Source organism: Microbacterium sp. MPR-TSA4, assembly GCF_058792815.1.
In genome coordinates, this window is record NZ_JBXAFF010000038.1 from 1 (window position 1) to 25,655 (window position 25,655).

A 25,655-nucleotide genomic window follows, 5' to 3' on the forward strand; every position below is an offset into this window, starting at 1 on the left:
GCTCGCCGAAGGGATCGGGGAGGCCGCCGGCCGGGGTGAGGGCCATCAGCTCCTTCTCGAGGGTCGACATCGCCGCCGCGACGGCGGGGACGTGCGCGAGGTCGCGGGCGACGACGAGGTCGTCGCGCGAGTCCTCCACGATCGCGTCGAGCGTCGACTCCGCACGCAGGGCCTCGACCTCGAACGCGTCGACGGCGTCCAGCAGCGTGGTCCCGCGTCGCACGGCCTCCATCGCGGTCTCCAGGGCGAGGTTCGCCTGTTCGCGCTGACCCGACTCGCGTCGCGCCGTCGACACGTCGGCCCCGTGGGTGGCGAACGCGAACAGCTGCGCGGCCTCCGCGGCGTTCTTCTCGATGCGGCGCACCGCGTCGGGGGAGTAGCGTGCGCGCACGCGGTCGAGGGTCGCCTCGGCCCGGGCGAGGCGCTGCTCGCCGCGCGCGACGTCGGCGCGGATGCCGTCGATGATCTCGGGAGCCCGCCGGGCGCGCTCCACCGGCTCGGCGAGCGCCTGCAGCCGGTCGTCCAGCAGATCCTCGGCCCAGTCGCACAGCTGGATGATGCGCGCGTTGCGGGTGCGCAGCTCCTCCGCCGTGTCGGGGATGTGGTCGTGGTTGAGCTGATTGAGCTGGAAGGCCTCGCCCATGTGGCTGCGGACGGCAGCCAGGGCATCGCGCAGACCCGAGGTCGCCTCGCGGCCGAGTTCGATCTCGGCGAACACGAGTTCGTCCTCGGTCGTACGCAGCCGCTCGTCGATCGAGACGAGGGCGGCGTCGGCGCGGCGGCCGAGTTCGGCGTCCTCCGCGGCCTTCTGCTGCCGCTCCTGCTTGCGTGCGCCCCAGAATCCCGCCATGCCACGATCCTATGCGTGCCCTTTCGAGGACTCGCGCAGGTAAGCAAAGTCACAGCCAGGTAACATGGCCCCGTATGCCGTGCCCCCGTGCGCGGCTCCGGTGGCGTCGCGCGTCACCCGCACACGATAGATGGAGATGCTCCGTGGCCAACCCTCTCGAGAAACTGCTCCGCGCCGGCGAAGGACGCATCCTGCGGCGGCTTCAGCAGGTCGTGAAAGCGGTCGGGGCCCTCGAAGAGGACTACGCACAGCTCACCGACGAGGAACTGCGCGGCGAGACGGCCGAACTGCGTGCCCGGCACGAGGCGGGCGAGAGCCTCGACAAGCTCATGCCGGAGGCGTTCGCGGCCGTCCGGGAGGCGGCCAAGCGCACGCTCGGACAGCGTCCGTACGACGTGCAGATCATGGGTGGAGCGGCGCTTCATCTCGGCAACATCGCCGAGATGAAGACCGGTGAGGGCAAGACCCTGACCGCGACCTTCGCCGTGTACCTCAACGCGATCGCCGGCAAGGGCGTGCACGTCATCACCGTGAACGACTTCCTCGCGTCGTACCAGTCCGAGCTGATGGGGCGCGTCTACCGTGCCCTCGGCATGACGACCGGCACGATCATCGCGGGCCAGACGCCCGAGGTGCGCCGCGAGCAGTACAACGCCGACATCACGTACGGCACGAACAACGAGTTCGGATTCGACTACCTGCGCGACAACATGGCGTGGCAGAAGCAGGATCTCGTCCAGCGCGGCCACTTCTTCGCGATCGTCGACGAGGTCGACTCCATCCTCATCGACGAGGCGCGCACGCCGCTCATCATCTCGGGACCGTCGTCGGGGGAGGCGAACCGCTGGTTCGTCGAGTTCGCGAAGATCGCGAAGACGCTCGAGGCCGGCGTCGACTACGAGGTCGACGAGAAGAAGCGCACGATCGGCGTGCTCGAGCCCGGCATCGAGAAGGTCGAGGACTACCTCGGCATCGACAACCTGTACGAGTCGGCCAACACCCCGCTCATCTCGTTCCTGAACAACTCGATCAAGGCGCTCGCGCTGTTCAAGCGCGACACCGACTACGTCGTCATGAACGACGAGGTGATGATCGTCGACGAGCACACGGGGCGCATCCTCGTCGGACGCCGCTACAACGAGGGCATCCACCAAGCCATCGAGGCCAAGGAGAGCGTCCCGGTCAAGGCCGAGAACCAGACGCTCGCGACCGTCACGCTGCAGAACTACTTCCGCCTCTACGAGAAGCTGGCCGGCATGACCGGTACCGCCGAGACCGAGGCGGCCGAGTTCATGTCGACGTACAAGCTCGGCGTCGTGCCCATCCCGACCAACAAGCCGATGATCCGCAAGGACCAGCCCGACCTCGTCTACAAGAACGAGCAGGCGAAGTTCGCCCAGGTCGTGGAGGACATCGCGCGTCGCCACGAGACCGGGCAGCCGGTGCTCGTCGGCACGGTCAGCGTCGAGAAGAGCGAGTACCTCTCGCGGCTGCTGGCCAAGAAGGGCATCAAGCACGAGGTCCTCAACGCGAAGAACCACGCGCGCGAGGCCGAGATCGTCGCCCGCGCCGGGCGCCTGGGGGCCGTGACCGTGGCCACCAACATGGCCGGCCGCGGCACCGACATCATGCTCGGCGGCAACGCCGAGTTCCTCGCCGTGCAGGAGGTCAAGGCGAAGGGGCTGGACCCCGTCGAGACCCCCGACGAGTACGACGCCGCGTGGAGCGAGACCTACACCGCGATGCGCGACGTCGTGGCCGAGGAGGCGGCGAAGGTCGTCGAGGCCGGCGGGCTCTACGTGCTCGGCACCGAGCGGCACGAGTCGCGCCGCATCGACAACCAGCTGCGCGGCCGTTCCGGTCGACAGGGCGACCCCGGCGAGAGCCGCTTCTACCTCTCGCTGACCGACGACCTCATGCGCCTCTTCCAGTCGGGAGCCGCCGAGGCGATCCTCGCCCGGACGAACTTCCCCGACGACGTGGCGATCGAGTCGACCATGGTCTCTCGCGCGATCAAGAGCGCGCAGTCGCAGGTCGAGGCGCGCAACGCGGAGATCCGCAAGAATGTGCTGAAGTACGACGACGTCCTCAACCGCCAGCGCGAGGCCATCTACGCCGACCGCCGGCAGATGCTCGAGGGCGACGACCTCTCCGACCGCGTGCACCACTTCATCGAGGACGCGATCGGCGCGATCATCGACGACCACACCGGCAGCGGCCACAACGAGAGCTGGGACTTCGACGCCCTCTGGACCGAGCTGAAGACGCTCTACCCCGTCTCCGTCACGATCGACGAGGTCGTCGCCGAGAGCGGCAGCAAGGGCCGGGTGACGCCGGAGGTGCTCAAGCGCGAGATCCTCTCCGACGCCAAGATCGCCTACGCCGCGCGCGAGGACAAGCTGGGCGAGGCCGCGATGCGCGAGCTCGAGCGCCGTGTCGTGCTGCAGGTGCTGGACCGTCGTTGGCGCGACCACCTGTACGAGATGGACTACCTCAAGGACGGCATCGGCCTGCGGGCGATGGCCCAGCGCGACCCGCTGATCGAGTATCAGCGCGAGGGCTACCAGATGTTCCAGTCGATGATGGGCCAGATCAAGGAGGAGTCGGTCGGCTTCCTCTACAACCTCGAGGTCGAGGTGCGCGCGTCGGGGGACGGTGAGGTCGAGGCGAAGGGACTGCAGGCGGCGCCCGCCGTCGAGGCCCAGAAGCTCCAGTACACCGCGGCGAACGACGCGGGCGAGGTCGAGGTGCGCAACGAGCGCGGGCAGGTGCAGCAGGCGGCGACCAACAAGGTCCGTCAGCAGTCCGCTGCGCAGGCTCCGGCGCAGCCCGCCGCCGAGGCCCCGCGCGGGGCGTTCGGACAGCGGACGGATGCCGCGGCATCCGCTCCCGCGCCGCAGAACCGCGCCGACCGTCGCGCCGCCGGCAAGAAGAAGTAGGTCGATCGGGCGCGGGAGGGTCGGGCCACCGGCCGTCGATTGGCCCTGCCCGGGCGGCGATATCCTGATCCGATGAGTCCCCGCATCCTCGACCAGTCATCCAAGCTCAAGGACGTCCTCTACGAGATCCGTGGAGCCGCCCTGGTGGAGGCCGACCGGCTCGAGGCCGACGGGCACCGCATCCTGAAGCTCAACACGGGCAACCCCGCGGTCTTCGGGTTCGAGGCGCCGTACCAGATCGTGCGCGACATGATCGAGGCGATCCCGCACGCGCACGGCTACAGCGACAGTCGCGGCATCATGTCGGCGCGCCGCGCCGTCGTCTCCCGGTACGAGCAGGTGCCCGGCTTCCCGAAGTTCGACCCGGACGACGTCTACCTCGGAAACGGCGTGTCCGAGCTGATCACCATGACCATGCAGGCGCTGCTCGACAGCGGCGACGAGGTCCTGATCCCCGCGCCGGACTATCCGCTGTGGACGGCGATGACGAGCCTCGCCGGTGGGACCCCGGTGCACTATCTCTGCGATAACGAGAACGGCTGGCAGCCCGACCTCGACGACATCCGGGCCAAGGTGACACCGGCGACGAAGGCGATCGTCGTGATCAACCCCAACAACCCCACCGGAGCGGTCTACTCCCGTGAGGTCCTGGAGGGCATCGTCGAGATCGCGCGCGAGCACTCCCTCCTGCTGCTCAGCGACGAGATCTACGACCGCATCCTCTTCGACGATGCCGTTCATATCCCGCTCGCGACACTGGCACCCGACCTGCTCTGCCTGACTTTCAACGGGCTGTCGAAGACGTATCGCGTGGCCGGCTACCGTTCGGGCTGGATGGTCATCACCGGTCCGAAGAAGCACGCCGCCGGCTTCCTCGAGGGCATCCAGCTGCTGGCCTCGACGCGACTGTGCCCCAACGTCCCGGCGCAGCACGCCGTGCAGGCGGCGCTGTCCGGGGTGCAGTCGATCGACGCGTTGATCGCCCCCACCGGTCGCCTGCACGAGCAGCGGGATGCCGCCTTCGACGCCCTGACCGCCATTCCCGGTGTGCAGTGCCACAAGCCGCGCGGCGCGCTGTACGCGTTCCCGCGGCTGGATCCCGAGGTGTACGAGATCCACGACGACGCCAAGTTCGTCTACGACTTCCTCGTGGCCGAGCACGTGCTGCTGGTGCAGGGGACGGGCTTCAACTGGCCCACGCCCGACCACTTCCGCATCGTGACGCTGCCCGAGGCGCGTGTGCTGACCGAGGCCATCGAGCGGCTCGGCAACTTCCTGTCCTCCTACCGCCAGTAACGGTAGGGCAGGGATGCCCCGGCCGGCGCCGTCGCCGCGGTCAGAGCAGTCCCAGCGAGGTCGCGCGCCAGCGTCCGTCCCAGCCCTCGAGACGCATCGCGACGGCGCGCGTGCGGGCGGGTCCTGCGACCACGACGACGCCTTCGACCACGCCGTCGGCGGGGGAGGAGTACCGGGTGGACAGGATGCGGTGCACCGGCCGGGCCGGGGGCACCCCGCGGGCGCTGCGGGCGCGGGCGGAGAGGTTGGAGCGGGTGAGCAGGGCACGGAAGGCGTCTTCGCCGAACCACCGGGCCAGCTGGTCCACTTCGCGGACCCCCGCGAGCACCTCGAGGACGCCGATCGTCAGGTTCTTCAGCAGCGGTTCCGGTTCGGGCAGTGCGTCGGTGCCGGTGCGCTGCGGGGCGAAGTAGTCGGCGACCTCGAGCGCCGACCCGAGCCTGGACGCCGGCCGGGGAGCGTCGGCGGAGGTGGGGACCATGCTGTACCTCCTCTGGCGGCGTCGGCCCGGGCGGGCGTCTGACGAGTACAGCACAGCGGTCGCGAGGCGTGGATGAGAATCCTCCAACGTGTGGACAGGTCGCCTGTGGACAGATCCCGCGCGTCGCGGCATCCCTCTCCTAGGGTCGCGGCGTGCGCTGGGACCGCTTCTTCGAGGATCTGGAAGACCAACTCGACTCCGAATGGGAGGCCGAGCGTGCGGCCCTGGACACCGAGGCGGAGCGACTGCGCCTGTCGCGGGTGCCGTTGCGCGACCGCCTCGTCGCCCTCGCCGACGCCGACGCTGCGCGGTGCGCCGTCCACCTCGTCGAGGGGACCGTGCTCGTCGGGGCCGTCGGACGGGTGGGCGCCGACTGGGCGGCGTTGCGCACGGATGCCGGTGAGGGCCCGACCGTGTGGATCGTCCCGCTGCCCGCGGTGGCGATGATCGTCCTGGACGCGGAGGAGGTGCTGTCCACCGTGCGCGACGCGGGTCCGGGCGGCGCGCTCGGTCAGCGGATGTCGCTCGGCTTCCTGCTGCGCGATCTCGTGCGTCGCCGGGTGCCGGTCACGGTGCGGCTCGTGTCGGGTCAGGCGCTGTCGGGAACGGTGGACCGAGCCGGGGCCGACCACCTCGACCTCGCCGTGCACGACCTCGGCGCGCCGCGGCGGGCCGACCAGGTGCGCGGCTTCCGGCTCGTGCCGTTCGCGGCGGTCGCCGCGGTGCGGCTGGATGCCGTCGCCGACCTGATCTGAGCGCGGACGGCCGCGGTCAGTCGGGGTTTCGGACCGTGCCCCGTCCCCACAGCTCGGGGAAGCTCGCGGCGTTCGACTCCCGCCACAGCGCCATCCGGCGGGCGTCTTCGGCCTGGTCGTCGAGATACTCCGCCACGCTGTCGGCGTCGACGCGCCAGCGCGGGGGCGAGCCCGCCCTGACCCCGCGCAGCCGCCCGTCGATGACGAGCGCGATGACCTCGTCGACGGCGAGCTGCAGCATCTCCGCCACCTGTGCGGGGGCGAGCAGGCGTGCGCCGTCGAGGGGCGATTCGGGCATGAGGACATTATGCGTTCCGTTCGCGGGCGACTCACCGGCCCACGCCGGGCTGTGGATAACCCGCGCGGGGTCGCGGAGCGTTCGGACACCATGTCCGGATGAGCGAGTTCGTCACTGCCCGACCCCGTCCGCGGGCGTTCTGGGCCGACCTGAGATTCCTGCTCGGCATCGCGCTGATCGTCGTCTCCGTCGCGGGCGTGTGGTTCGTCGTGGCGGCGGCGCGTCAGACGGTGCCGGTCTTCGCCGCGGCGAGCACGCTCGTCCCCGGCCAGGACGTCGACGCCGGCGATCTGCGGGTCGTGGAGGTCGCCCTCGGCGCGGTGCAGGACTCGTACGCGTCGCCGGCGACGCTGCGGCCCGGCGCGGTCGTCACGCGGACGGTGGCGGCGGGCGAGCTCGTCCCGCGCGACGCCGTGGGGGAGCCGTCGCGCGCCCGGACGACGACGATCGTGGTCCGCACCGCGAGCGAGGTGCCCGCGGCGGTGGTGACCGGCTCGGCCGTGGAGGTGTGGGCCGCGTCTCCGCTCGAGCGCGGGACGTTCGACACGCCCCGCATCCTCGTCGGTGCGGCGACGGTGGCCTCGGTCGATCGCGAGAGATCGATGATGGGCTCCGCCGGCGCGGCGGTGGAGATCGTGATCGAGCGCGCCGACGTCGCCGCCGCGCTCGCGGCGATCGCCGACGGGTCGAGTCTTGCCATCGTCCCGATCGGCGGGCCGCGCTCATGACGCTCCACGTCGTGCTGGCATCCGGCCGTGCCGACGCGGCGGCGCTCGCCGACCGGCTCCGGGAGGCGGATGCCGAGGTGCGCCGAGTGGAGCCCGCCGAGGTGCGGGGCGCCCTCGCCGGGGCGGACGTGCTGGCGGTGGATGCCGGGCGCCGCACGCTCACCCCCGGCGTGGTGGCCGCGTGCGACCGATTCGGCGTGCGCATCGTCGCGCTCTGCGACGGCGTCGCCGACAGGCGCCTCGCCGAGATGTTCGGCGTCACCGCGGTCGACGCGGCAGATGCCGTGCACGAGATCCTGGCCCCGCGCGCCCGCACCGTGCCCGTGCCGCCGCGGGGGCGTGTCATCGCCGTCTGGGGTCCGCACGGCGCGCCGGGGCGCACGACGATCGCGATCGAGGTCGCGGGGGAGCTCGCCCGCGATGGGCGTCGCGTCGGCCTCGTCGACGCGGACACCCACGCGCCGTCGCTGGCGATGCTCGCCGGCCTGCCCGACGAGGGGCCGGGGTTCGCCGCCGCGTGCCGCGCGGCCGAGCGCGGGGCGCTCACCGTCGCCGAACTCGAACGCATCTCCCTGCCGCTCGGAGACGTCTGCGTGCTCACCGGCATCAACCGGCCCGGACGCTGGCCCGAGCTGACCGCCACGAGGGTCGACGAGGCGCTCCGCCGCGGCCGGGCGTGGGTGGACGATCTCGTCGTCGACATCGCGGCGCCGCTCGAGCGCGACGAGGAGATCGTCAGCGACCTGGACGGACCCCGGCGAAACGCGGCGACGCTCGCCGCGCTGGCCGCGGCCGACGTCGTGATCGCCGTGGTGGCGGCCGATCCGGTCGGGGTGGCGCGATTCGTGCGGGCCTACCCGGACCTGCGCGCGACGGCCGGCGCCGCGCCGATCCATGTCGTCGTGAACAAGACGCGCTCCTCGACCCTCGGCATCGACGCCCGGACGCAGATGCGCCGGACGCTGGCGCGGTACACCGGCGTCGCGGAGTGCTGGTTCATCCCCTGGGATCCGAAGGCAGCGGATGCCGCGGTGCTGCAGGCGCAACCGGTCGGTCGCGTCGCTCCGCGCTCGGCGCTCTGCTCCGCCGTACGGCGATTCGTCGGGGAGGCGATCGAACCCCCTCCCTCCGCCCGCCCCGCCGCCGCGCGAACCCGCGCGAACGCGCGTGCGGACGTCGCCGTCGACGACAGCGGCGGTCGCACGCGGACGCGACGGGCCGTCCGCGGCGCGGCCTGAGGCACGGCCGGCGCCGCGTGGCCGGCACGTCGTTGTCGCTTAGGCTGGGTGCGTGTCGACGCTCAGCGATCTCGTCTATGCCCAGGGCCGCTCGACGGGCGCGGACATCGAGTGGCTGCACCGGCTCGCCGGTGACGGCCAGCTGCTCGCGGACCTCGCTTTCGCCGACATCGTGATCTGGGTGCCGACGGCCGATGACTCCTTCATCGCCGTCGCCCACACCCGTCCGAGCGGAGCGGCGACGCTGTTCTACCGCGACATCGTCGGCGACCTGGTCCGGCCGCAGTGGCGCACCCAGGTGCGCGACGCCTTCACCCGCGTCGAGATCGTCGACTCGGCATCCCCGGACTGGTTCGAGGAGACGCCCACGCGCGTGCGCGCCGTCCCCATCGTGCGCACGGTCGGGGGCGGCGGAAACCCGCCGACCGTCGTCGGCGTGCTCACCCGGCACACCAACCTGGGCGAGGCCCGCACACCGTCGCGACAGCAGATCACCTTCAACGACTGCGCGGACGATCTGTTCGGCATGATCGCCAGCGCCGACTTCCCCGACCTCGCCGCGCCGACCTCTCCCCGCCGGGGCGCTCCCCGCGCCTCCGACGGTCTGATCCGCATGGACGTCGACGGCGTGACCACCTTCGCGAGCCCGAACGCCCTCTCGGCGTTCAACCGGCTGGGATTCGACGACGAGCTCGAGGGCGAGTCGCTGCTCGAGGTGGCGACCGGCATCCTGCCGAAGGGGCGCGACTTCGACGAGTCCCTTCCCATCGTGATGGCCGGACGCGCCCCGTGGCGCGCCGACATCGAGGCGCGCGGGGTCACGGTCTCGCTGCGCACAATCCCGCTCAAGGATCACGGAACCCGGATCGGGGCCATCGTGCTCTGCCGCGACGTCACCGAGATCCGCCACCAGGAGCAGGAGCTGATCACCAAGGATGCGACGATCCGGGAGATCCACCACCGGGTGAAGAACAACCTGCAGACGGTCGCGTCACTGCTGCGCATCCAGTCGCGTCGCACGCACTCCGACGAGGCGCGCGACGCACTCACCCACGCCATGCGGCGCGTGTCGGCGATCGCGGTCGTGCACGACACGCTCTCGGAGGGGCTCGCCCAGAACGTCGACTTCGACGACGTGTTCGACCGCGTCCTCAAGCTCGTGGCCGAGGTGGCCGCGTCGCCGAACACCCGCGCGCGCACACGCAAGACCGGCACCTTCGGCACGCTGCCGAGCGAGTACGCGACGCCCCTCGCCCTCGCGCTCACCGAGCTCGTGACCAACGCCGTCGAGCACGGCCTGGTCGATCAGGAGGGAGAGGTCGAGATCATCGCCGAACGCACCGAGGAGCAGCTCGGCGTGAAGGTGCGCGACACGGGGGTCGGGCTTCCCGAGGGTCAGGTCGGGCGCGGGCTCGGGACGCAGATCGTGCGCACGCTGATCCAGGGTGAGCTCAGCGGAACCATCGACTGGCACACCCTCGTCGGGTCCGGCACCGAGGTGACCATCGAGATCCCGATGCGCTACCTCGGGCGCGCGCAGAGCTGAGACGCGAAGGCGCGGCTCAGCTGGCGCGGCGGGCGCGCGCGGCGCGGCGCTTGAGGGCGCGGCGCTCGTCCTCGGAGAGGCCTCCCCAGACGCCCGAGTCCTGACCGGTCTCGAGGGCGTACTGCAGGCAGACCTCCGTGACGGTGCAGCGCGCGCACACGGACTTGGCTTTCTCGATCTGATCGACAGCGGGTCCGGTGTTCCCCACGGGGAAGAACAGCTCGGGGTCGACGGTCAGGCAGGCGGCTTTGTCGCGCCAATCCATAGGGGGTGCTCCTTGATGCGGGATGAGAAGTTCGGGTGGGTGTGACGTCGGGCGTCGATTACCCTGATGGTGTGCGAGCAGACGCTCGCCCCACGCCACTGTGGGAGCACACGGATAGTTCAATGCTCCCATGGTCATTCAGATGAATCAAGGGTGAACTCGGCATTTCCCCCGGCGTGTGCTGTGGATCGGCTGCACGAGAGGACCTGCGCCCATGACGACAACGAGTTCGGAGCGTATCGCCGCCGCCGTCCTGGCGCTGGAGGCGGTCGCCGTCTTCGTTCTCGCGGGGTGGGAGATCGTCGCCCTCGTCTCCGGCGACACGGATGACGCCGTCAGCTCCGTCGCGCTCATCGTCCTCACGGCGATCGGCGCCGTCGCGCTGGTCGGTTTCGCCGTCGCCGTCTTCCGCGGCCAGTCGTGGGGGCGCTCCGGAGGCATCGTGGCGCAGCTGCTCATCCTCGCCGTGGCGCTAGGGGCGATCACCGGTCCGACCCCGTCGCCGCAGACGGCGCTCTGGACGGCCCTGCCCGCGGTCGTGGGGCTCGTCGCCCTGTTCGCCGCCGTGCGTGCCGCGGCGGGACGTCGGGACGCCCCGGACCGCGGGTGATCCTCGTCGCGGCGCGTCGTCAGCCGACGCCGAGCAGCGACCGCACGCGCGCGACGTGCCCGGTCGCCTTGACGTTGTACAGCGCGTGGGTGACGACACCCTCGGCATCCAGGATCACCGTCGAGCGGATGACGCCCTCGACGAGCTTGCCGTAGTTCATCTTCTCGCCCCAGGCGCCGTAGGCGTCGTGGACCGCGTGGTCGGGGTCGCTCAGGAGCGGGTAGGTGAGGGCGTCGCGCTCCCGGAAGCGACGCAGCGTCGCGGGGTCGTCGCGCGAGATGCCGACGACGGTGTACCCGGCGGCCTGCAGCGGGCCGAGGCTGTCGCGGAAGTCGCACGCCTCGGTGGTGCACCCCGGGGTCATCGCGGCCGGGTAGAAGAAGAGCACGACGGGGGCGCCGCGCAGATCGTGCAGGCTGACCGGAGCGTCGTCCTGGTCGACGAGCGTGAAGTCGGGAGCGGGGGTACCGGGTTCGAGGCGGGCCATGCCACCAGCCTACGATCAGGCGAAGGTCGACAGGAGCCGCTGCAGCGAATCCAGGCGGGCGGCGCCGCGTTCTCCGAGACGGCCCTCCGCGACCGCCTCGACGATCGCGCAGTCGGGTGCGTCCGGCAGGTGCGTGCAGCCGCGCGGGCACTCCTGGGCGATCGCGGCGAGGTCGGTGAACGCCTTGAGGATGTTCGCGGGGTCGACGTGGCCCAGCCCGAACGAACGGACCCCCGGGGTGTCGATCACCCACCCGCGGCCGCCGTCGCCGAGATACCGCAGCGAGACGGTCGAGCTCGAGGTGTGACGGCCGCGTCCGGTGACCTCGTTCACGTGGCCGGTGGCCCGGTCGGCGCTCGGGACGAGCGCGTTCACGAGCGTCGACTTGCCCACGCCGGAGTGGCCCACGAACACGGTCGAGTGGCCCACGAGCCGGGTGCCGATCTCATCGACCGGCATGCTGCTGCGCCCGCTCGTGAAGATCTCCAGGTCGTCCAGCCCCTCGAAGTGCGCCAGGAAGCCGGAGGGGTCGGCGAGGTCGGTCTTGGTGACCACCAGGAGCGGGTGGATGCCGGCATCCAGCGCGGCGATGAGGTACCGGTCGACGAGGCGCGGACGCGGCTCGGGGTCGGCCGCCGCCACCACGATGAGCATCTGATCGGCGTTGGCGACGACGACGCGTTCGACCTGGTCGGTGTCGTCGGCGCTGCGGCGCAGCAGCGACGAGCGGTCCTCGATCCCCACGATCCGCGACAGCGTCCCGTCGTCGCCCGTGGTGTCGCCCACGACGCGGGCGCGGTCTCCCGTGACGATGGGCTGCTTGCGCAGCTCACGCGCGCGCGTCGCGAGCGCCGTATGCTCCTCGGGTCCGTCCTCGTCGATGAGCACCGTGTACCGCCCCCGATCGACGCCCAGCACGCGCGCGATGCGCGCGTCGGCGTGCGCCGGTCGACGCTTCGTCCGGGGACGGTTGGCCTTCGGGTTCGGGCGGACACGGATGTCGGCCTCGTCGAACTCGGGTTCGTCGTCGTCGTCGAGGTCCAGCCAGCTCATCTCACGGCCGCCGCACGCCGGTTCCGTAGTCGGTCTCGGTGCCCAGCATGCGCGCCCAGAGCTGGGGGAACTCGGGCATCGTCTTGGCGGTCGTCTCGATGTGATCGACCTCGATGCCGGGGACGCGAAGACCGATCAGCGCACCGGCCGTGGCGATGCGGTGATCGTGGTGCGCACGCCACAGTCCGCCGTGCAGGGGCGCGGGGATGATCCGGATGCCGTCGGGCAGCTCTTCGGCGCGCCCGCCGATGTTGCGGAGGTTGCCGATGAGGGCGTCGATGCGGTTCGTCTCGTGGCCGCGGATGTGACCGATGCCGTGGAGCGTGGTCGGGGCGTCGGCGAACGCCGCGAGCGCGAACAGCGTCGGGGCGAGCTCGCTCGCCGCGCTGAGGTCGAGGTCGACACCGGCGATCCGGGGGCCTCCGGTGACCGTCAGCGCCCCTCCTCGCCGCGACGCGCGTCCGCCCAGCACGGTGAGGATCTCGGGCAGCAGTGCGCCGGGCTGGGTCGAGCTCGCCGGCCAGCCGGGGATCGTGACGGAGCCCTCCGTCAGCATCGCGGCCGCGAGGAACGGCGCCGCGTTGGACAGGTCGGGCTCGATCGCGGCATCCCGTCCGCGCAGCGTGCCCGCGGGCACGACCCACTCGTGGGGGGTGGGGTGCTCCACCTGGATGCCGCGGCGGGCGAGCGTCTCGATGGTCATCTCGATGTGGGGCGCGCTGGGCAGACGCTCCCCGGAGTGCACGAGGTGCAGCCCGACGTCGAAGCGGGGGGCGGCGAGCAGGAGGCCGGAGACGAACTGGCTGGAGCCGCTCGCGTCGATCGTGACCTCTCCGCCGCGGATGTGGCCGCGCCCGCGGACGGTGAACGGCAGCGACCAGGTGCCGCCGTCGTCGACGTCCGCACCGATCTCGCGCAGCGCCTTGATCATCTCGCCCATCGGGCGGTGCAGCGCGCTGGCATGGGCGGTCAGGGTGACGTCGCCGTCGGCGAGACCCGCGAGGGGGGCGACGAAGCGCATGACGGTGCCGGCCTGACCGCAGTCGATCTCGACGTCGCCGCGGAACGTGGCGGGGGGAGTGACGAGCAGGTCGGGCCCGAAGGCGCCCGCTCCGGGCACCTCGGTGATCTCCACCCCCAGAGCGCGCAGCGCGGCGATCATGCGCTCCGAGTCCTCGGAGTGCAGCGGCGACGTCAGCGTGCTGGGGCCGTCGGCGAGGGCGGCCAGGACCAGCTTGCGGTTCGTCAGAGACTTGGATCCGGGCACGGATACCGTCGCCTGGACGGCGTCATCCGCACGCGGCGCCCGCCAGACGGGATCCGCGGCCGGTTGGGGGAGGGAATACCCGGTCACTGTCATCGGGTTCTACCCTAACGAACCCATCGGACACCGCCGCCGCCCACCGCGGCGGGCCGTCCGAGCCAGACCGGGAGAGGAGCCCCGTGACCGCGACACTCGCACCCGTGCGGGCGGACATCGCCGACGTAGACTGGGCGCTGATGGAAGAGCAGGCGGCCTCAGCGCCCGACGACACGGTGTCCCAGAACCCAGCGTCCGAGTACCCCGAGCCGCCGTCGGAGGACGCGTCGACGGCGATCGACGTCCGCGCGCAGTTCGAGGAGCAGGCCCTGCCGTTCATGGACCAGCTGTACGCGGCGGGCATGCGGATGACGCGGAACCCGGCGGATGCCGCGGACCTCGTCCAGGAGACCTTCGTCAAGGCGTTCGCCTCGTGGTCCTCCTTCACGCAGGGGACCAACCTCAAGGCGTGGCTGTACCGCATCCTCACCAACACGTACATCAACACGTATCGCAAGAAGCAGCGCGAGCCCTATCAGGGCACGATCGACGACCTCGAGGACTGGCAGCTCGGCGGTGCCGAGTCGACCACGGCAACGAGCAGCCGCTCCGCCGAGGCGGAGGCCATCGACCACATGCCCGCGTCGGTGGTCAAGGACGCGCTGCAGTCGATCCCCGAGGACTTCCGGCTGGCGGTCTACCTCGCGGACGTCGAAGGCTTCGCGTATCAGGAGATCGCGGACATCATGAAAACACCCATCGGCACGGTCATGAGCCGTCTGCACCGTGGCAGACGGATGCTGCGCGACCTCCTCGCCGACTACGCACGCGAGCGCGGCATCGATGTGCCGGCGCCCGCCACTTCTTCATCAGGGAGCAGGAAATGAGCGACTGCGGCTGCGACAAAGCGCGCAAAGATCTGGAGGAATACCTCCGCAACGAAGTCTGCAAGACGGAGCACGCGGACATCCGTGCCCACCTGGAGACCTGCCCCTCCTGCCGCGACGAGGCACTGGTCGCGACGACGCTCACCGCGGTCGTCGCGCGTGCCTGCAAGGAGACGGCGCCCGAGCAGCTGCGCGACCAGGTTCTCGCGCGTCTGCGCGCCGAGCAGGCCACGCACCACTGACCGCACCCCTGCGGAAGCGGTCCGTGACCCGGCCCTGAAACGGGGTCAGCGCGCCGGCGGCGCGAAGACGCGGAGCGCACCGGAAACGACGTCGACCTCCAGCGGCAGCATCCCCACCGCGTCGCCGTCGGCGTAGGCGGTCGTCGCGGCGGCGGACAGCCGCACCCGCCGCACGCGTGCGGTGACGACCTCGTCGAGGCCGGTGTGCGTGCCGCGGTAGACGCGGGGCAGCAGTCGCAGCAGGCGGGCGCGGCCGAGCGGGCGCACGAGCGTGACGTCGAGCAGCCCGTCGGCGAGGTCGGCATCCGGGCAGATGGGGATGCCGCCGCCGTAGGTGGGGCCGTTGCCCACCGTCGCCATGAGCAGCTCCCCGCCGCGGCGCTCGATCGTGCCGTCCTCGTGCTCGAGCTCCACCTCGAAGGCGACGCAGCGCAGTCGCAGGAACTCGATGAGGATCGCGAGGTCGTAGCGGACGTGTCCGCGGGGGCCAGCGCATGCGGTTGGCACGGTCGTTCACCCGCGAGTCGAACCCGCTCGCCAGCACGGTCGCGTACAACGTCGTCGAGCCGTCCGCGCGATGCACGCGCGCGAGATCGATCGTGCGCGTGGATCCCGCCACGACGGCCTCGGCGGCGCCGCGCGCATCGCGCTCGCGCAGCCCGAGGGCCGTGGCCACGTCGTTGCCGGTCCCCGTCGGCACGATGCCGAGCGGGATGCCGGTGCCCGCGAGCTCCTGCACGGCGACATTGACCGTGCCGTCGCCGCCCGCGACGAGCACGGCGTCGGCGCCCGCGTCGAGGGCGAGGCGCAGCAGGCGCGTCGATTCGGCGGCGCTCCCGCCCGCGATCAGCGTCGTGCGGATGCCGTTGGCGCGCAGGAGCGCGGCGACGTCCTCCGCGGCGTGCGTGCGCGCGGAGGCGCGAGCGGTCGGGTTGACGAGGAGCGCGACGTCCATGTCGTCCAGTCGGGTGTGTCGGGCCCCTCGTCTCGCCGCGTCAGACGGTCAGCGCCTTCTCGAGGATCGCGGCCTGCTCGCGCGCGTGCACCTTCGGCGAGCCCGTCGCCGTCGAGGCGGCGGCGGCGCGGGACACGCGTCGGATCGTGCGACCGTGCAGGTGCTTGACGACCTCGAGCGCGATGAACGGCCACGCGCCCTGGTTCTCGGGCTCGTCCTGCACCCACACGAGCTGGGCGTTCGGATACCGCTCGATCACGGCGTTGAGCTGGTCGATCGGCGCGGGGTAGAGCTGCTCGAGCCGCACGAGCGCGACCTGCGGGTTGGGCTTCTTGTCGAGCTCGGCCTTCAGATCCCAGTGGATCTTCCCGGAGTGCAGCAGCACGCGCGTCACGCCCGACGGGTCGATGTTCCGGTCGTCGTCCAGCACCGGCTCGAAGCGTCCGCTGGTGAACGCGTCGACGGGGCTCGTGGCTCCCCGAAGACGCAGCATCGCCTTCGGGGTGAAGACGATCAGCGGGCGACGCGGCCGGGCGTAGGCCTGACGGCGCAGCAGGTGGAAGTACGACGCGGGCGTGGAGGGGCGCGCGACGGTCATGTTGTCCTGCGCGCACATCTGCAGGTAGCGCTCGATGCGCGCCGAGGAGTGGTCGGGCCCCTGGCCCTCGTAGCCGTGGGGGAGCAGCAGCACGACGCTCGACTGCTGACCCCACTTCTGGTCGGCCGCGGAGATGTACTCGTCGATGACCGACTGGGCGCCGTTGGCGAAGTCGCCGAACTGCGCCTCCCACAGCGTCAGCGTGTCGGGCCGCTCGACCGAGTAGCCGTACTCGAAGGCCATCGCCGCGTACTCGCTCAGCAGCGAGTCGTAGACGTAGAAGCGGCCCTGGCTCTCGGACAGGTTCGCCAGCGGCAGCCACTCCTGACCGTTCGCCCGGTCGTGCAGCACCGCGTGACGCTGGACGAACGTGCCGCGGCGGGCGTCCTGACCCGCGAGGCGCACGTTCGTGCCCTCCATCAGCACCGAGCCGAAAGCGAGCAGCTCGCCGAAGCCCCAGTCGATCTGCCCGTTGCGGCTCATGTCGAGGCGCTTGTCGAGCAGCTGCTGCAGCTTGTTGTGCACCGTGAAGCCGTCGGGCTTGTTGACGAAGGCGTCGCCGATCTGGTTGACGACCTCGACGGACACGCCGGTGGTCTCCGGCTCGCCGACGGCCTGGTCGACCGGTCCGGTCGTCGAGGGCGAGACGATGCCCGTGGCGCCGGTCTCGGCGGCGTGCGTCTCGGCGAAGGCGATCTCGAGGCGGTTCTGGAAGTCCTGCTTGGCCTTCTCGTACTCCTCCTCGGTGATGTCGCCGCGACCGACGAGCGACTCCGTGTAGAGGCGGCGTACGGAGCGCTTGGCCTCGATGAGGTTCGTCATCAGCGGCTGCGTCATCGACGGGTCGTCGCCCTCGTTGTGACCGCGGCGGCGGTAGCAGACGAGGTCGATCACGACGTCGCGGTTGAACTCCTGGCGGTAGGCCACGGCGAGCTCGGCGACACGCACGACGGCCTCGGGGTCGTCGCCGTTCACGTGGAAGATGGGCGCCTGGATCGTCTTGGCGACATCCGTGGCGTACACCGAGGTGCGCCCGTCCTGGGGGAGGGTCGTGAAGCCGACCTGGTTGTTGACGACGACGTGCACCGTTCCGCCCGTGCGGTAGCCGCGCAGCTGCGACATCTGCAGGGTCTCGACGACGACGCCCTGGCCGGCGAAGGCCGCGTCGCCGTGCACGAGGATGGGCAGCCAGGAGAAGGAGCCGATCGGCATCCGGTCCTGCTTGGCGCGGACGACGCCTTCCAGCACCCCGTCGACCGTCTCGAGGTGCGAGGGGTTGGCGGCGAGGTACACGGGCAGTTCCTCGCCGGCATCCGACACGAACGTGCCCTGCGTGCCGAGGTGGTACTTCACGTCGCCCGAGCCGCTCTTGGAGCCGATCGCGACGGAGCCCTCGAACTCGCGGAAGATCTGGCTGTAGGTCTTGCCGGCGATGTTCGTCAGCACGTTGAGGCGACCGCGGTGCGCCATGCCGATGGCGGCGCCGTCGAGGCCGGCACCGGCGGCGCCCTGCAGGATCTGGTCGAGCAGCGGGATGAGGGACTCGCCGCCCTCGAGGCTGAAGCGCTTCTGGCCGACGTACTTCGTCTGCAGGAAGGTCTCGAAGGCCTCGGCCTGGTTGAGCTTGTCGAGGATGCGCAGCTGCTCGTCGTGGCTCGGCTTCTGGTACTTGACCTCGACGTTGTCCTGGAACCACTTGCGCTGGGCCGGGTCCTGGATGTGCATGTACTCGACGCCGACCGTGCGGCAGTACGAGTCGCGGAGGACGCCCAGGATGTCGCGCAGCTTCATGAGCCGCTTGCCGCCGAAACCTCCCGTGACGAACTCGCGGTCGAGGTCCCAGAAGGTGAGGCCGTGGTTCTCGATCTCGAGGTCGGGGTGCGTGCGCTGCACGTACTCGAGCGGGTCCGTGTCGGCCATGAGGTGGCCGCGGACGCGGTAAGAGTTGATGAGCTCCTGCACGCGGGCGGTCTTGTCGACGCGCTCGGCGATGTCGACGTTGATGTCGCCGGCCCAGTGGATGGGCGCGTAGGGGATGCGCAGGGCCGCGAAGACGCCCTCGTAGAAGCCGCGCTGACCGGTGAGCAGCTCGTGGACGATCTTCAGGAACTCGCCGGAGCCCGCGCCCTGGATCACGCGGTGGTCGTACGTGCTGGTCAGGGTGATCGTCTTGCCGATGCCGAGCTCGACCAGGGTCTTCTCGCTCGAGCCCTGGAACTCGGCGGGGTACTCGAGGGCGCCGGCGCCGACGATGCAGCCCTGGCCCTTCATGAGGCGCGGCACGGAGTGGACCGTGCCGATGCCGCCGGGGTTGGTCAGCGAGATCGTGGTGCCCTGGAAGTCAGCGGCGGTGAGCTTGCCCCCGCGGGCGCGCTTGACGAGGTCCTCGTAGGCCGAGAGGTACTCGCCGAACGTCAGCGACTCCGCCTGCTTGATGGAGGGCACCATGAGCGCGCGCGTGCCGTCCGGCTTGGGCAGGTCGATCGCGATGCCGAGGTTGATGTGCGCGGGGGCGACGACCGACGGCTTGCCGTCGATCTCGGCGTAGGACACGTTCTGGCTGGGGAAGGCCTTGAGCGCCTGGATGAGCGCCCAGCCGATGAGGTGCGTGAAGCTGACCTTGCCGCCGCGCGTGCGCGACATGTGGTTGTTGATCACGATGCGGTTGTCGATCATGAGCTTCGCCGGCACGGTGCGCACGCTCGTCGCGGTCGGCACGGTGAGCGACTCGTCCATGTTCGCGGCGAGGGTCTTCGGCATGCCGCGCAGCGGCGTGACGACGTCCTCGCGGGCGGCCGGGGTCGGCGTCGGGTCGGTGTTCGGCGCCTGGGCCGGCACGGGCTGCGGCGAGGCGGGCCGCGCGGTGGTGCGCGCGACCGGCTGCGCGCCGACGACGGGGATCGGCGCGGTCATCGGGCGGGCGTCGGTCGCCGCCGGGGCGGTCGGCGCCGGAGCGGATGCGGCGGCGGGGGCCGTCGTCGCGGGCGCGGGCGTCCCGGCATCCGTCTGGGTCTTCTCGTACGCCTCCAGCACGGGCCACCAGGCCCGGTCGACCGAGTCGCGATCCTTCGCGAACTGGTCGTACATCTCGGCGACGAGCCATTCGTTGGCCCCGAACTCGCCGTCGCTCGAAGTTCCCACGCCGGTCACCTGACTGGACACGGTTGCGCCTGCTTTCATCGATGAACTTCAGATCGTGCGAGGCCCGCTGCTGTGTATGGCGCGGCCCACACGCACACGTTCATCAAGGGTATCCCAGGTTTTCTGTCGGTACCGTGGGAACCATGCAGTTCTCCGGCGCCCAGCCCACCGTCGATCTCACCTACTCCGACGTGTTCCTCGTGCCCCGTCGCTCGGGCGTGACGAGCCGGCTGGACGTCGACCTGTCGCCGCGCGACGGCACCTCCGCGACCATCCCACTGGTCGCGTCGAACATGAACTCGGTCACCGGTCCCCGCCTCGCCGCTGCCCTCGCCCGCCGCGGCGGGCTGGGCGTGCTGCCGCAGGACATGCCGCTGCAGGACATCGACGCGGCGATCCGCTGGGTCAAGGACCAGCCCGTGCCGTGGGACACGCCCCTCGTGCTGGGCGCCGATGCGACCGTCGCCGAGGCCGCGGCGCTGCTTCCCGCGACGGAGGGCCACGGCATCGTCGTGGTCTCCGGCGACACCGCCCGCGTCCACGTCGACGACATCCTCGGGGTCGTGCCGGCCACCCGCCTCGGCACGGCGCTTCCCGACGCGCGGCTGGGTGATCTCGCCCGCGGGCGCGGGGCCTCGATCGACGCCGACGACGTCACCGACGCCCGCCACGCCTTCGACCTGATCGTCGCCGCGGGCGCCGAGACCGTCTGCGTCCTGCACCACGGCTACCTCGTCGGCACGCTCTCGCAGCGCACGGCGCTGCGCTCGACGCTGTACCGCCCCGCCGTCGACGCGGACGGTCGACTGATCGTCGCGGCGGCCGTGGGCATCAACGGCGACGTCGCCGCCAAGGCCCGCGCGCTCGTCGCGGCCGGCGTCGACGTGCTCGTCGTCGACACCGCGCACGGCCACCAGGAGGGGATGCTGCGCGCGCTGCACACGGTGTCGGAGCTGGGCCTGGGCATCCCGATCGCGGCCGGCAACATCGTCACGGCCGAAGGCGTGCGCGATCTCGTCGGGGCGGGGGCGACCATCCTCAAGGTGGGCGTCGGACCGGGCGCGATGTGCACGACCCGCATGATGACCGCGGTGGGCCGCCCGCAGTTCTCCGCCGTGCTCGAGACGGCGCAGGCCGCCGCCGAGCTCGGCGCGCACGTCTGGGCCGACGGGGGCGTGCGCTATCCGCGCGACGTGGCGTTGGCCCTGGCCGCGGGCGCGGCATCCGTCATGATCGGCTCGTGGTTCGCCGGGACGATCGAGGCTCCGGGCCAGCTGCAGGTCGACGAGGCCGGCCGCGTCTTCAAGGAGTCGTGGGGGATGGCCTCGACGAAGGCGGTCCAGGGCCGCTTCAGGCGCCTCGACCCCTACGAGCGCGCCCGCAAGGAGCTGTTCGCGGAGGGCATCTCGTCGTCGAAGATCTACCTCGACCCGCTGCGGCCGTCCGTGGAGGACCTCGTCGACATGATCACGTCGGGCGTGCGGTCCTCGTTCACCTACGCGGGGGCTGCGACGGTGCCCGCATTCCACGAACGTGCGACGGTCGGGCTGCAGTCCGCCGCCGGTTACGAGGAGGGCAAGGCGCTGCCGGTCAGCTGGTGACCTCTTCGGCTCCGCGCCCTTCCCACTCACGCCGCAGCACTCCCATGACCACCGAGTCGTAACGCGTGCCGCGCACCTCGCGGGCGTCGCGGAAGCGGGCTTCCTCCGTGAAACCCAGGCGGCGGCCGACGGCGAGCATGCGCTCATTGCCGGACCACGTCGAGTAGTCGAGTCGCACGGCCGCCGTGGTGCGGAAGAGGTAGTCGGTCCAGACGGCCAGCGCATTCGTTCCGATCCCGCGGCCGCGGATCGACGGGTCGTACACGGTGAGCCCCATGCGCCGCCAGTCCGATTCCTCCGACTCCCAGTGCCACGAGACGCTGCCGATCATCGTCGCGGGCTCCGTGACGGTCGCGATCACCGCGCGCGGCAGCGGGGACTGCGCGGCATAACTGCCGTCGTCGACCGCTGCGGCCAGACGGGCGCAGGCCGCGTCGATCTGCGTGCAGTCGAGCTTCGGAAAGTAGGGGCCGTCCCAGCGGTGCCACTCCTGATCGGGCTGCAGCCACCGCCGGTAGGTGGCGATGTCGGTCGCGGTGAACGCCCGGACGCGGATGCCGCCGCGCTCGCCGATGACTTCTGCGTGCTCGATCCGCTCCACCCTCACATTGTGCCCGCGGCATCCAGCCCCGACGCGGGCCGGGTGCCGTAAACTCTTCTGCACCATGGACGACCCTCCCAGTTGTAGACGATCGCCCCACCGACCCTCCCCGAGCATGATCGGGGGTGACGCGTGATGGAATTCGTCATGTTGGGCGTGGGGCTTCTGCTCACCATCGGAACGGGACTGTTCGTCGCGAGCGAGTTCGCGCTGGTCAACCTCGATCGCGCCGACCTCGAGGCCCGCCAGGCCGCCGGCGAGTCGCGGCTGTCGCTGACCATCAGCGCGCTGCGCATCACCTCCACGCACCTGTCGAGCGCGCAGCTGGGCATCACGCTCACGACGCTGCTCACCGGTTACACGATGGAGCCCGCGCTGACGAGCCTGCTCAGTCCCGTGCTCGCGGGGTGGGGCGTGCCCGACACGCTCGTGCGCGTCATCGCCACCACCCTGGCCATCGTCATCGCCACGACGTTCTCGATGATCCTCGGCGAGCTGGTGCCGAAGAACTTCGCCCTCGCCATCCCGCGTCAGACCGCCAAGCTCGTCATCCCGTTCCAGGTCGCCTTCACGACCGTCTTCCTCCCCGCGATCACCGTGCTCAACGGGAGCGCGAACGGTGTGCTGCGCGGCATGGGCATCGAGCCCAAGGAGGAGCTGTCGGGCGCCCGCACGGCCGAGGAGCTGTCCAGCCTCGTGCGCCGCTCCGCGAGCGCCGGCCTCCTCGAGGAGGACACGGCATCCCTGCTGGATCGCACCCTCACCTTCGCGCGGCTCACCACCGCCGACGTGATGACCCCGCGGCCCAGCATCCACGCCGTCGCCGCCGGTGACAGCGTCGAGGACGTCATCCAGCTCGCCCGCCGCACGGGCCACAGCCGCTTCCCCGTCTACGACGAGTCGATGGACGACATCACCGGCATCGTCCACCTCAAGCAGGCCGTCAGCGTGCCGCGCGAGCGTCGCGGCGACGTGCCGGCCGCCGCGATCGCTCAGGAGCCGCTGCGAGTGCCCGAGGCCGTCCACCTGGACGCCGTCATGTCGGAGCTGCGCTCCCGCGGCTACCAGATGGCGATCGTCGTCGACGAGTACGGCGGGACCGCCGGGGTCGTGACCCTCGAAGACCTCGTGGAGGAGATCGTGGGCGAAGTGCTCGACGAGCACGACCGCAGCCGGGCCGGCGTCGTGCGGATGGCCGGAGCGGTCACGTTCCCCGCCGAGCTGCGTCCGGATGAGGTGCTCGACCGCACCGGCATCCGCGTGCCCGAGGGCGACGTGTACGACACCGTCGGCGGATTCTTCATGTCGACCCTCGAGCGCATCCCCGTCGTCGGGGACCGCATCGATCTCGAGGACGGGACGCTGGAGGTGCAGCGGATGGACGGCCGGCGCGTCGACCGCGTCCGGTTCACGCCGCACCCGCTGCCGGACGGTGCCGACGTGCCCGACGCGGCACGCGAGGGAGGTGAGCGACGATGAGCGATTGGGCCGGAATCGCCTGGCTGGTCGTCCTGCTGGCGTTCAACGCGTTCTTCGTCGGCGCCGAGTTCGCCGTGATCTCCGCACGCCGCTCCCAGATCGAGCCGCTCGCCGAGAAGGGGTCGAAGACGGCGGTCACCGCGTTGTACGCGATGGAGCACGCCACCCTGATGCTGGCCACGAGCCAGCTCGGCATCACGATCTGCTCGCTCCTGATCCTGAACGTCTCCGAGCCGGCGATCCACCACCTCCTGGAGGTGCCGCTCGGACTCACGGGGTGGAGCGAGGCCGTCATCGGCGGCGTCGCGTTCGCGATCGCCCTGATCCTCGTGTCGTACCTGCACGTCGTGTTCGGCGAGATGGTGCCGAAGAACCTCGCGTTCTCGCTGCCCGACCGGGCCGTGCTCCTGCTCGCCACCCCGCTGGTGTGGACGTCGAAGCTCTTCTACCCGATCATCGTCGCGCTCAACTGGATCGCGAACCACATCGTGCGCCTGTTCCGCGTCGAGCCGAAGGATGAGGCGGCGTCGACGTTCACGCTCGACGAGGTCGCCACGATCGTGAACCAGTCGCGCATCGAGGGTGTGCTCGACGATGCGTCGGGCGCGGTGACGGCCGCGGTGGAGTTCACCGACAAGAAGGCGCGCGACGTCGCCGTGCCGCTGTCCGAGCTGGTGACGCTGCCCGAGACGACGACGCCCGACGAGATCGAGCGCGCCGTCGCCAAGCACGGGTTCTCGCGGTACGTGATCGTGGATGCTGAGGGCGCCCCGATCGGCTACGTGCACCTGAAGGACGTGCTGCGCGCCGCCGAGGGCGCCGGGGCCGAGGAGAAGATCGTCGCTCCGATCAAGCCCAAGCGCATCCACCACATGGTGCCCGTCGCCGAGACGACCGACCTCGAGGACGCGCTGGCGCTCATGCGGCGCACGAGCCGTCACCTGGCCCAGGTGCGCAACGCGGCGGGGGAGACGACGGCCGTGCTGTTCCTCGAGGACATCATCGAGGAGCTCGTCGGCGAGGTGCACGACGCGACGCGTCGCGGCTACTGAGCGGGAGCGGCGTTTCGACGCGGCCCCGCGGGCCTCGCTCGACGACCGGGAGGGATGACCCCCCGGTCGTCGAGCGAGCGGAGCGCGTCGACACGCCCGCGCGGCGCCCGATCAGCGGGCGACGGGGCGGGCGCGCAGGTACTGCGGCGGCCAGAGGCCCGCGTCGGGCTCACCGAGCTCGACCTGTGCGCGCAGCGCGAAGTGCGGGTCGCGCAGCCACTCGCGCCCGGCGAGGATGACGTCGGCGGCGCCGGAGGCGAGGATCTCCTCGGCCTGAGCGCCCGACGAGATCTCGCCGACCGCGCTCACCGCCACGCCGCCCTCGCGGCGCACCTCGGCGGCCAGCGGCACCTGGTAGCCGGGACCGGTGGTGATGCGCTGATGGGCGACGAGCCCGCCGCTGGAGATGTCGAAGAAGTGGGCGCCGCGCGCGGCCGCCCAGGCGGCCACGGTCGCCGTCTGCGCGGCATCCCACCCGCCTTCGGCCCAGTCGGATGCCGAGAACCGCACGAGCAGCGCGGCGTCGGGGGCCGCCGCGTGCACGGCGTCCACGACGCGCAGCAGCAGGCGGGCGCGGTTCTCGAGGGAGCCGCCGTACTCGTCGGTGCGGAGGTTGGACAGCGGCGAGAGGAACTGGTGCAGGAGGTAGCCGTGCGCGGCGTGGATCTCGAGCACCTCGAAGCCGGCGGCGACGGCGCGCGCCGCGGCATCCGCGAACGCCTCGACGACGCGGTCGATGCCGGCGGCGTCCAGCGCTTCGGGCACCTCGAACCCGTCGTAGGCGACGGCGGACGGCGCGACGGTGCTCCAGCCGCCGTCACTCAGGGGGACGGTGCCGCGGCGGCCCGAGAAGGGCGACCACGTCGACGCCTTGCGGCCGGCGTGGGCGAGCTGCACGCCGGGCAGAGCGCCGCGGGAGCGGATCGCGGCGGCGATGGGGGCCCAGGCGTCGCGCTGCTCGTCGTTCCACAGGCCGACGTCCTCCGGTGAGATCCGGCCCTCGGGGACGACGGCGGTCGCCTCGGCGATCACGACGCCGGCACCGCCCGAGGCGAACTGCGCGAGGTGCACGTGGTGCCAGTCGTTCGGCACGCCGTCGGTGGCCGAGTACTGGCACATGGGCGCGACCCACAGGCGGTTGCGCACCGTGCGTCCGGCCAGATCGTAGGGGGTGAACAGCAGGCTCATCGTGACTCTCCGGAGGGGTCGTGGGGTGGGCGTTTCGACTCGGCCTGGCGGCCTCGCTCGACGAC

Annotated in this window: 22 protein-coding genes and 2 pseudogenes; 12 read left to right on the top strand and 12 right to left on the bottom strand. The window is 71.2% G+C overall.

What is annotated here, in order from left to right:
* Positions 1-850: pseudogene (locus tag AC1Q49_RS13045) on the bottom strand (hypothetical protein); the annotation flags it as partial.
* A gap of 143 nt (positions 851-993) precedes the next feature.
* Between AC1Q49_RS13045 and secA the strand changes: the two are divergent.
* Both secA and AC1Q49_RS13055 read left to right on the top strand, forming a co-directional pair.
* The gene (gene secA, locus AC1Q49_RS13050; RefSeq protein ID WP_492492641.1) at positions 994-3,789 is read left to right on the top strand and encodes a preprotein translocase subunit SecA; all 2,796 of its coding nucleotides are present in this window, start codon (positions 994-996) and stop codon (positions 3,787-3,789) included.
* A 72-nt stretch (positions 3,790-3,861) separates the two neighbouring features.
* Positions 3,862-5,085 (top strand): pyridoxal phosphate-dependent aminotransferase, encoded by a 1,224-nt coding sequence (locus AC1Q49_RS13055; RefSeq protein WP_060960914.1) that lies wholly within the window; start codon positions 3,862-3,864, stop codon positions 5,083-5,085.
* A gap of 40 nt (positions 5,086-5,125) precedes the next feature.
* Here the strand turns inward: AC1Q49_RS13055 and AC1Q49_RS13060 are convergent, their stop codons facing one another.
* Positions 5,126-5,566, bottom strand: coding sequence for an Rv3235 family protein (locus AC1Q49_RS13060; protein ID WP_060960913.1), 441 nt, complete (start codon positions 5,564-5,566; stop codon positions 5,126-5,128).
* 152 nt (positions 5,567-5,718) lie between these two features.
* Between AC1Q49_RS13060 and AC1Q49_RS13065 the strand changes: the two genes are divergently transcribed.
* Positions 5,719-6,321: a hypothetical protein gene (locus AC1Q49_RS13065; RefSeq protein WP_492492643.1), complete on the top strand. Its 603-nt coding sequence runs from the start codon at positions 5,719-5,721 to the stop codon at positions 6,319-6,321.
* 16 nt (positions 6,322-6,337) lie between these two features.
* Here the strand turns inward: AC1Q49_RS13065 and AC1Q49_RS13070 are convergent, their stop codons facing one another.
* Positions 6,338-6,619, bottom strand: a complete 282-nt coding sequence (locus tag AC1Q49_RS13070) for a helix-turn-helix domain-containing protein (RefSeq protein WP_492492645.1) — start codon at positions 6,617-6,619, stop codon at positions 6,338-6,340.
* Positions 6,620-6,717: 98 nt separating this feature from the next.
* On the opposite strand from AC1Q49_RS13070, the gene AC1Q49_RS13075 reads away from it, so the two are divergent.
* The 3 genes from AC1Q49_RS13075 to AC1Q49_RS13085 are packed head-to-tail and all read left to right on the top strand — an operon-like array spanning position 6,718 to position 10,131.
* Positions 6,718-7,347, top strand: a complete 630-nt coding sequence (locus AC1Q49_RS13075) for a hypothetical protein (RefSeq protein ID WP_492492647.1) — start codon at positions 6,718-6,720, stop codon at positions 7,345-7,347.
* Positions 7,344-8,585 (top strand): CpaE/TadZ family protein, encoded by a 1,242-nt coding sequence (locus AC1Q49_RS13080; RefSeq protein WP_492492649.1) that lies wholly within the window; start codon positions 7,344-7,346, stop codon positions 8,583-8,585. The genes AC1Q49_RS13075 and AC1Q49_RS13080 overlap by 4 nt, the downstream gene beginning before the upstream one ends.
* Positions 8,586-8,637: 52 nt before the next feature.
* Entirely contained in the window at positions 8,638-10,131 is a 1,494-nt protein-coding gene (locus AC1Q49_RS13085; RefSeq protein ID WP_060960909.1) for a sensor histidine kinase, read from the top strand.
* 16 nt (positions 10,132-10,147) lie between these two features.
* On the opposite strand, the gene AC1Q49_RS13090 is transcribed toward AC1Q49_RS13085, so the two are convergent.
* Entirely contained in the window at positions 10,148-10,396 is a 249-nt protein-coding gene (locus tag AC1Q49_RS13090) for a WhiB family transcriptional regulator (RefSeq protein ID WP_005048317.1), read from the bottom strand.
* 214 nt (positions 10,397-10,610) lie between these two features.
* Between AC1Q49_RS13090 and AC1Q49_RS13095 the strand changes: the two genes are divergently transcribed.
* On the top strand, positions 10,611-11,006 hold the full coding sequence (locus AC1Q49_RS13095) for a hypothetical protein (RefSeq protein ID WP_060960908.1): 396 nt from the start codon (positions 10,611-10,613) through the stop codon (positions 11,004-11,006).
* Positions 11,007-11,025: 19 nt separating this feature from the next.
* On the opposite strand, the gene bcp is transcribed toward AC1Q49_RS13095, so the two are convergent.
* The 3 genes from bcp to aroA are packed head-to-tail and all read right to left on the bottom strand — an operon-like array spanning position 11,026 to position 13,906.
* Positions 11,026-11,493 carry a thioredoxin-dependent thiol peroxidase gene (gene bcp, locus AC1Q49_RS13100; RefSeq protein WP_060960907.1) on the bottom strand — a complete coding sequence of 156 codons (468 nt, stop codon included), beginning with the start codon at positions 11,491-11,493 and terminating at the stop codon, positions 11,026-11,028.
* 15 nt (positions 11,494-11,508) lie between these two features.
* On the bottom strand, positions 11,509-12,546 hold the full coding sequence (gene rsgA / locus AC1Q49_RS13105; protein ID WP_061782072.1) for a ribosome small subunit-dependent GTPase A: 1,038 nt from the start codon (positions 12,544-12,546) through the stop codon (positions 11,509-11,511).
* A gap of 1 nt (position 12,547) precedes the next feature.
* Positions 12,548-13,906 (bottom strand): 3-phosphoshikimate 1-carboxyvinyltransferase, encoded by a 1,359-nt coding sequence (gene aroA, locus AC1Q49_RS13110; RefSeq protein ID WP_492492653.1) that lies wholly within the window; start codon positions 13,904-13,906, stop codon positions 12,548-12,550.
* 83 nt (positions 13,907-13,989) lie between these two features.
* Here aroA and AC1Q49_RS13115 point away from each other — a divergent pair, with 83 nt between their 5' ends.
* Together AC1Q49_RS13115 and AC1Q49_RS13120 are read left to right on the top strand one after the other, a co-directional pair.
* Positions 13,990-14,733 (top strand): sigma-70 family RNA polymerase sigma factor, encoded by a 744-nt coding sequence (locus tag AC1Q49_RS13115; RefSeq protein WP_082734285.1) that lies wholly within the window; start codon positions 13,990-13,992, stop codon positions 14,731-14,733.
* On the top strand, positions 14,730-14,975 hold the full coding sequence (locus AC1Q49_RS13120) for a zf-HC2 domain-containing protein (protein WP_060960904.1): 246 nt from the start codon (positions 14,730-14,732) through the stop codon (positions 14,973-14,975). The genes AC1Q49_RS13115 and AC1Q49_RS13120 overlap by 4 nt, the downstream gene beginning before the upstream one ends.
* 45 nt (positions 14,976-15,020) lie before the next feature.
* On the opposite strand, the gene AC1Q49_RS13125 is transcribed toward AC1Q49_RS13120, so the two are convergent.
* The 3 genes and pseudogenes from AC1Q49_RS13125 to AC1Q49_RS13135 form a co-directional block, all read right to left on the bottom strand.
* On the bottom strand, positions 15,021-15,482 hold the full coding sequence (locus tag AC1Q49_RS13125; RefSeq protein WP_492492656.1) for a hypothetical protein: 462 nt from the start codon (positions 15,480-15,482) through the stop codon (positions 15,021-15,023).
* Between the two features lie 133 nt (positions 15,483-15,615).
* Positions 15,616-15,930, bottom strand: a pseudogene (locus AC1Q49_RS13130) (diacylglycerol/lipid kinase family protein); the annotation flags it as partial.
* 40 nt (positions 15,931-15,970) lie between these two features.
* A complete protein-coding gene (locus AC1Q49_RS13135; RefSeq protein WP_082808049.1) occupies positions 15,971-19,690 on the bottom strand; it encodes a multifunctional oxoglutarate decarboxylase/oxoglutarate dehydrogenase thiamine pyrophosphate-binding subunit/dihydrolipoyllysine-residue succinyltransferase subunit in 3,720 nt (1,239 codons plus the stop codon).
* Between the two features lie 122 nt (positions 19,691-19,812).
* Between AC1Q49_RS13135 and guaB1 the strand changes: the two genes are divergently transcribed.
* The gene (guaB1, locus tag AC1Q49_RS13140) at positions 19,813-21,270 is read left to right on the top strand and encodes a GMP reductase (protein WP_492492658.1); all 1,458 of its coding nucleotides are present in this window, start codon (positions 19,813-19,815) and stop codon (positions 21,268-21,270) included.
* Here the strand turns inward: guaB1 and AC1Q49_RS13145 are convergent.
* Complete coding sequence (locus tag AC1Q49_RS13145) at positions 21,260-21,871, bottom strand: GNAT family N-acetyltransferase (protein ID WP_492492660.1); 612 nt, start codon at positions 21,869-21,871, stop codon at positions 21,260-21,262. The genes guaB1 and AC1Q49_RS13145 overlap by 11 nt on opposite strands.
* Positions 21,872-22,006: 135 nt before the next feature.
* Between AC1Q49_RS13145 and AC1Q49_RS13150 the strand changes: the two genes are divergently transcribed.
* Complete coding sequence (locus AC1Q49_RS13150) at positions 22,007-23,350, top strand: hemolysin family protein (protein ID WP_492492665.1); 1,344 nt, start codon at positions 22,007-22,009, stop codon at positions 23,348-23,350.
* Entirely contained in the window at positions 23,347-24,402 is a 1,056-nt protein-coding gene (locus AC1Q49_RS13155; protein ID WP_060960900.1) for a hemolysin family protein, read from the top strand. The genes AC1Q49_RS13150 and AC1Q49_RS13155 overlap by 4 nt, the downstream gene beginning before the upstream one ends.
* A 111-nt stretch (positions 24,403-24,513) precedes the next feature.
* Here AC1Q49_RS13155 and AC1Q49_RS13160 read toward each other — a convergent pair whose 3' ends face one another.
* The gene (locus AC1Q49_RS13160; protein WP_492492663.1) at positions 24,514-25,590 is read right to left on the bottom strand and encodes an NADH:flavin oxidoreductase/NADH oxidase; all 1,077 of its coding nucleotides are present in this window, start codon (positions 25,588-25,590) and stop codon (positions 24,514-24,516) included.
* Positions 25,591-25,655: the final 65 nt, after the last annotated feature.

Coding starts and splice junctions, on each gene's coding strand:
- AC1Q49_RS13055 (WP_060960914.1), top strand. CDS start 3,862: ATGAGTCCCCGCATCCTCGACCAGTCATCCAAGCTCAAGGACGTCCTC.
- AC1Q49_RS13060 (WP_060960913.1), bottom strand. CDS start 5,566: ATGGTCCCCACCTCCGCCGACGCTCCCCGGCCGGCGTCCAGGCTCGGG.
- AC1Q49_RS13070 (WP_492492645.1), bottom strand. CDS start 6,619: ATGCCCGAATCGCCCCTCGACGGCGCACGCCTGCTCGCCCCCGCACAG.
- AC1Q49_RS13075 (WP_492492647.1), top strand. CDS start 6,718: ATGAGCGAGTTCGTCACTGCCCGACCCCGTCCGCGGGCGTTCTGGGCC.
- AC1Q49_RS13080 (WP_492492649.1), top strand. CDS start 7,344: ATGACGCTCCACGTCGTGCTGGCATCCGGCCGTGCCGACGCGGCGGCG.
- AC1Q49_RS13090 (WP_005048317.1), bottom strand. CDS start 10,396: ATGGATTGGCGCGACAAAGCCGCCTGCCTGACCGTCGACCCCGAGCTG.
- AC1Q49_RS13095 (WP_060960908.1), top strand. CDS start 10,611: ATGACGACAACGAGTTCGGAGCGTATCGCCGCCGCCGTCCTGGCGCTG.
- bcp (WP_060960907.1), bottom strand. CDS start 11,493: ATGGCCCGCCTCGAACCCGGTACCCCCGCTCCCGACTTCACGCTCGTC.
- rsgA (WP_061782072.1), bottom strand. CDS start 12,546: ATGAGCTGGCTGGACCTCGACGACGACGACGAACCCGAGTTCGACGAG.
- aroA (WP_492492653.1), bottom strand. CDS start 13,906: ATGACAGTGACCGGGTATTCCCTCCCCCAACCGGCCGCGGATCCCGTC.
- AC1Q49_RS13120 (WP_060960904.1), top strand. CDS start 14,730: ATGAGCGACTGCGGCTGCGACAAAGCGCGCAAAGATCTGGAGGAATAC.
- guaB1 (WP_492492658.1), top strand. CDS start 19,813: ATGCAGTTCTCCGGCGCCCAGCCCACCGTCGATCTCACCTACTCCGAC.
- AC1Q49_RS13150 (WP_492492665.1), top strand. CDS start 22,007: ATGGAATTCGTCATGTTGGGCGTGGGGCTTCTGCTCACCATCGGAACG.
- AC1Q49_RS13155 (WP_060960900.1), top strand. CDS start 23,347: ATGAGCGATTGGGCCGGAATCGCCTGGCTGGTCGTCCTGCTGGCGTTC.
- AC1Q49_RS13160 (WP_492492663.1), bottom strand. CDS start 25,590: ATGAGCCTGCTGTTCACCCCCTACGATCTGGCCGGACGCACGGTGCGC.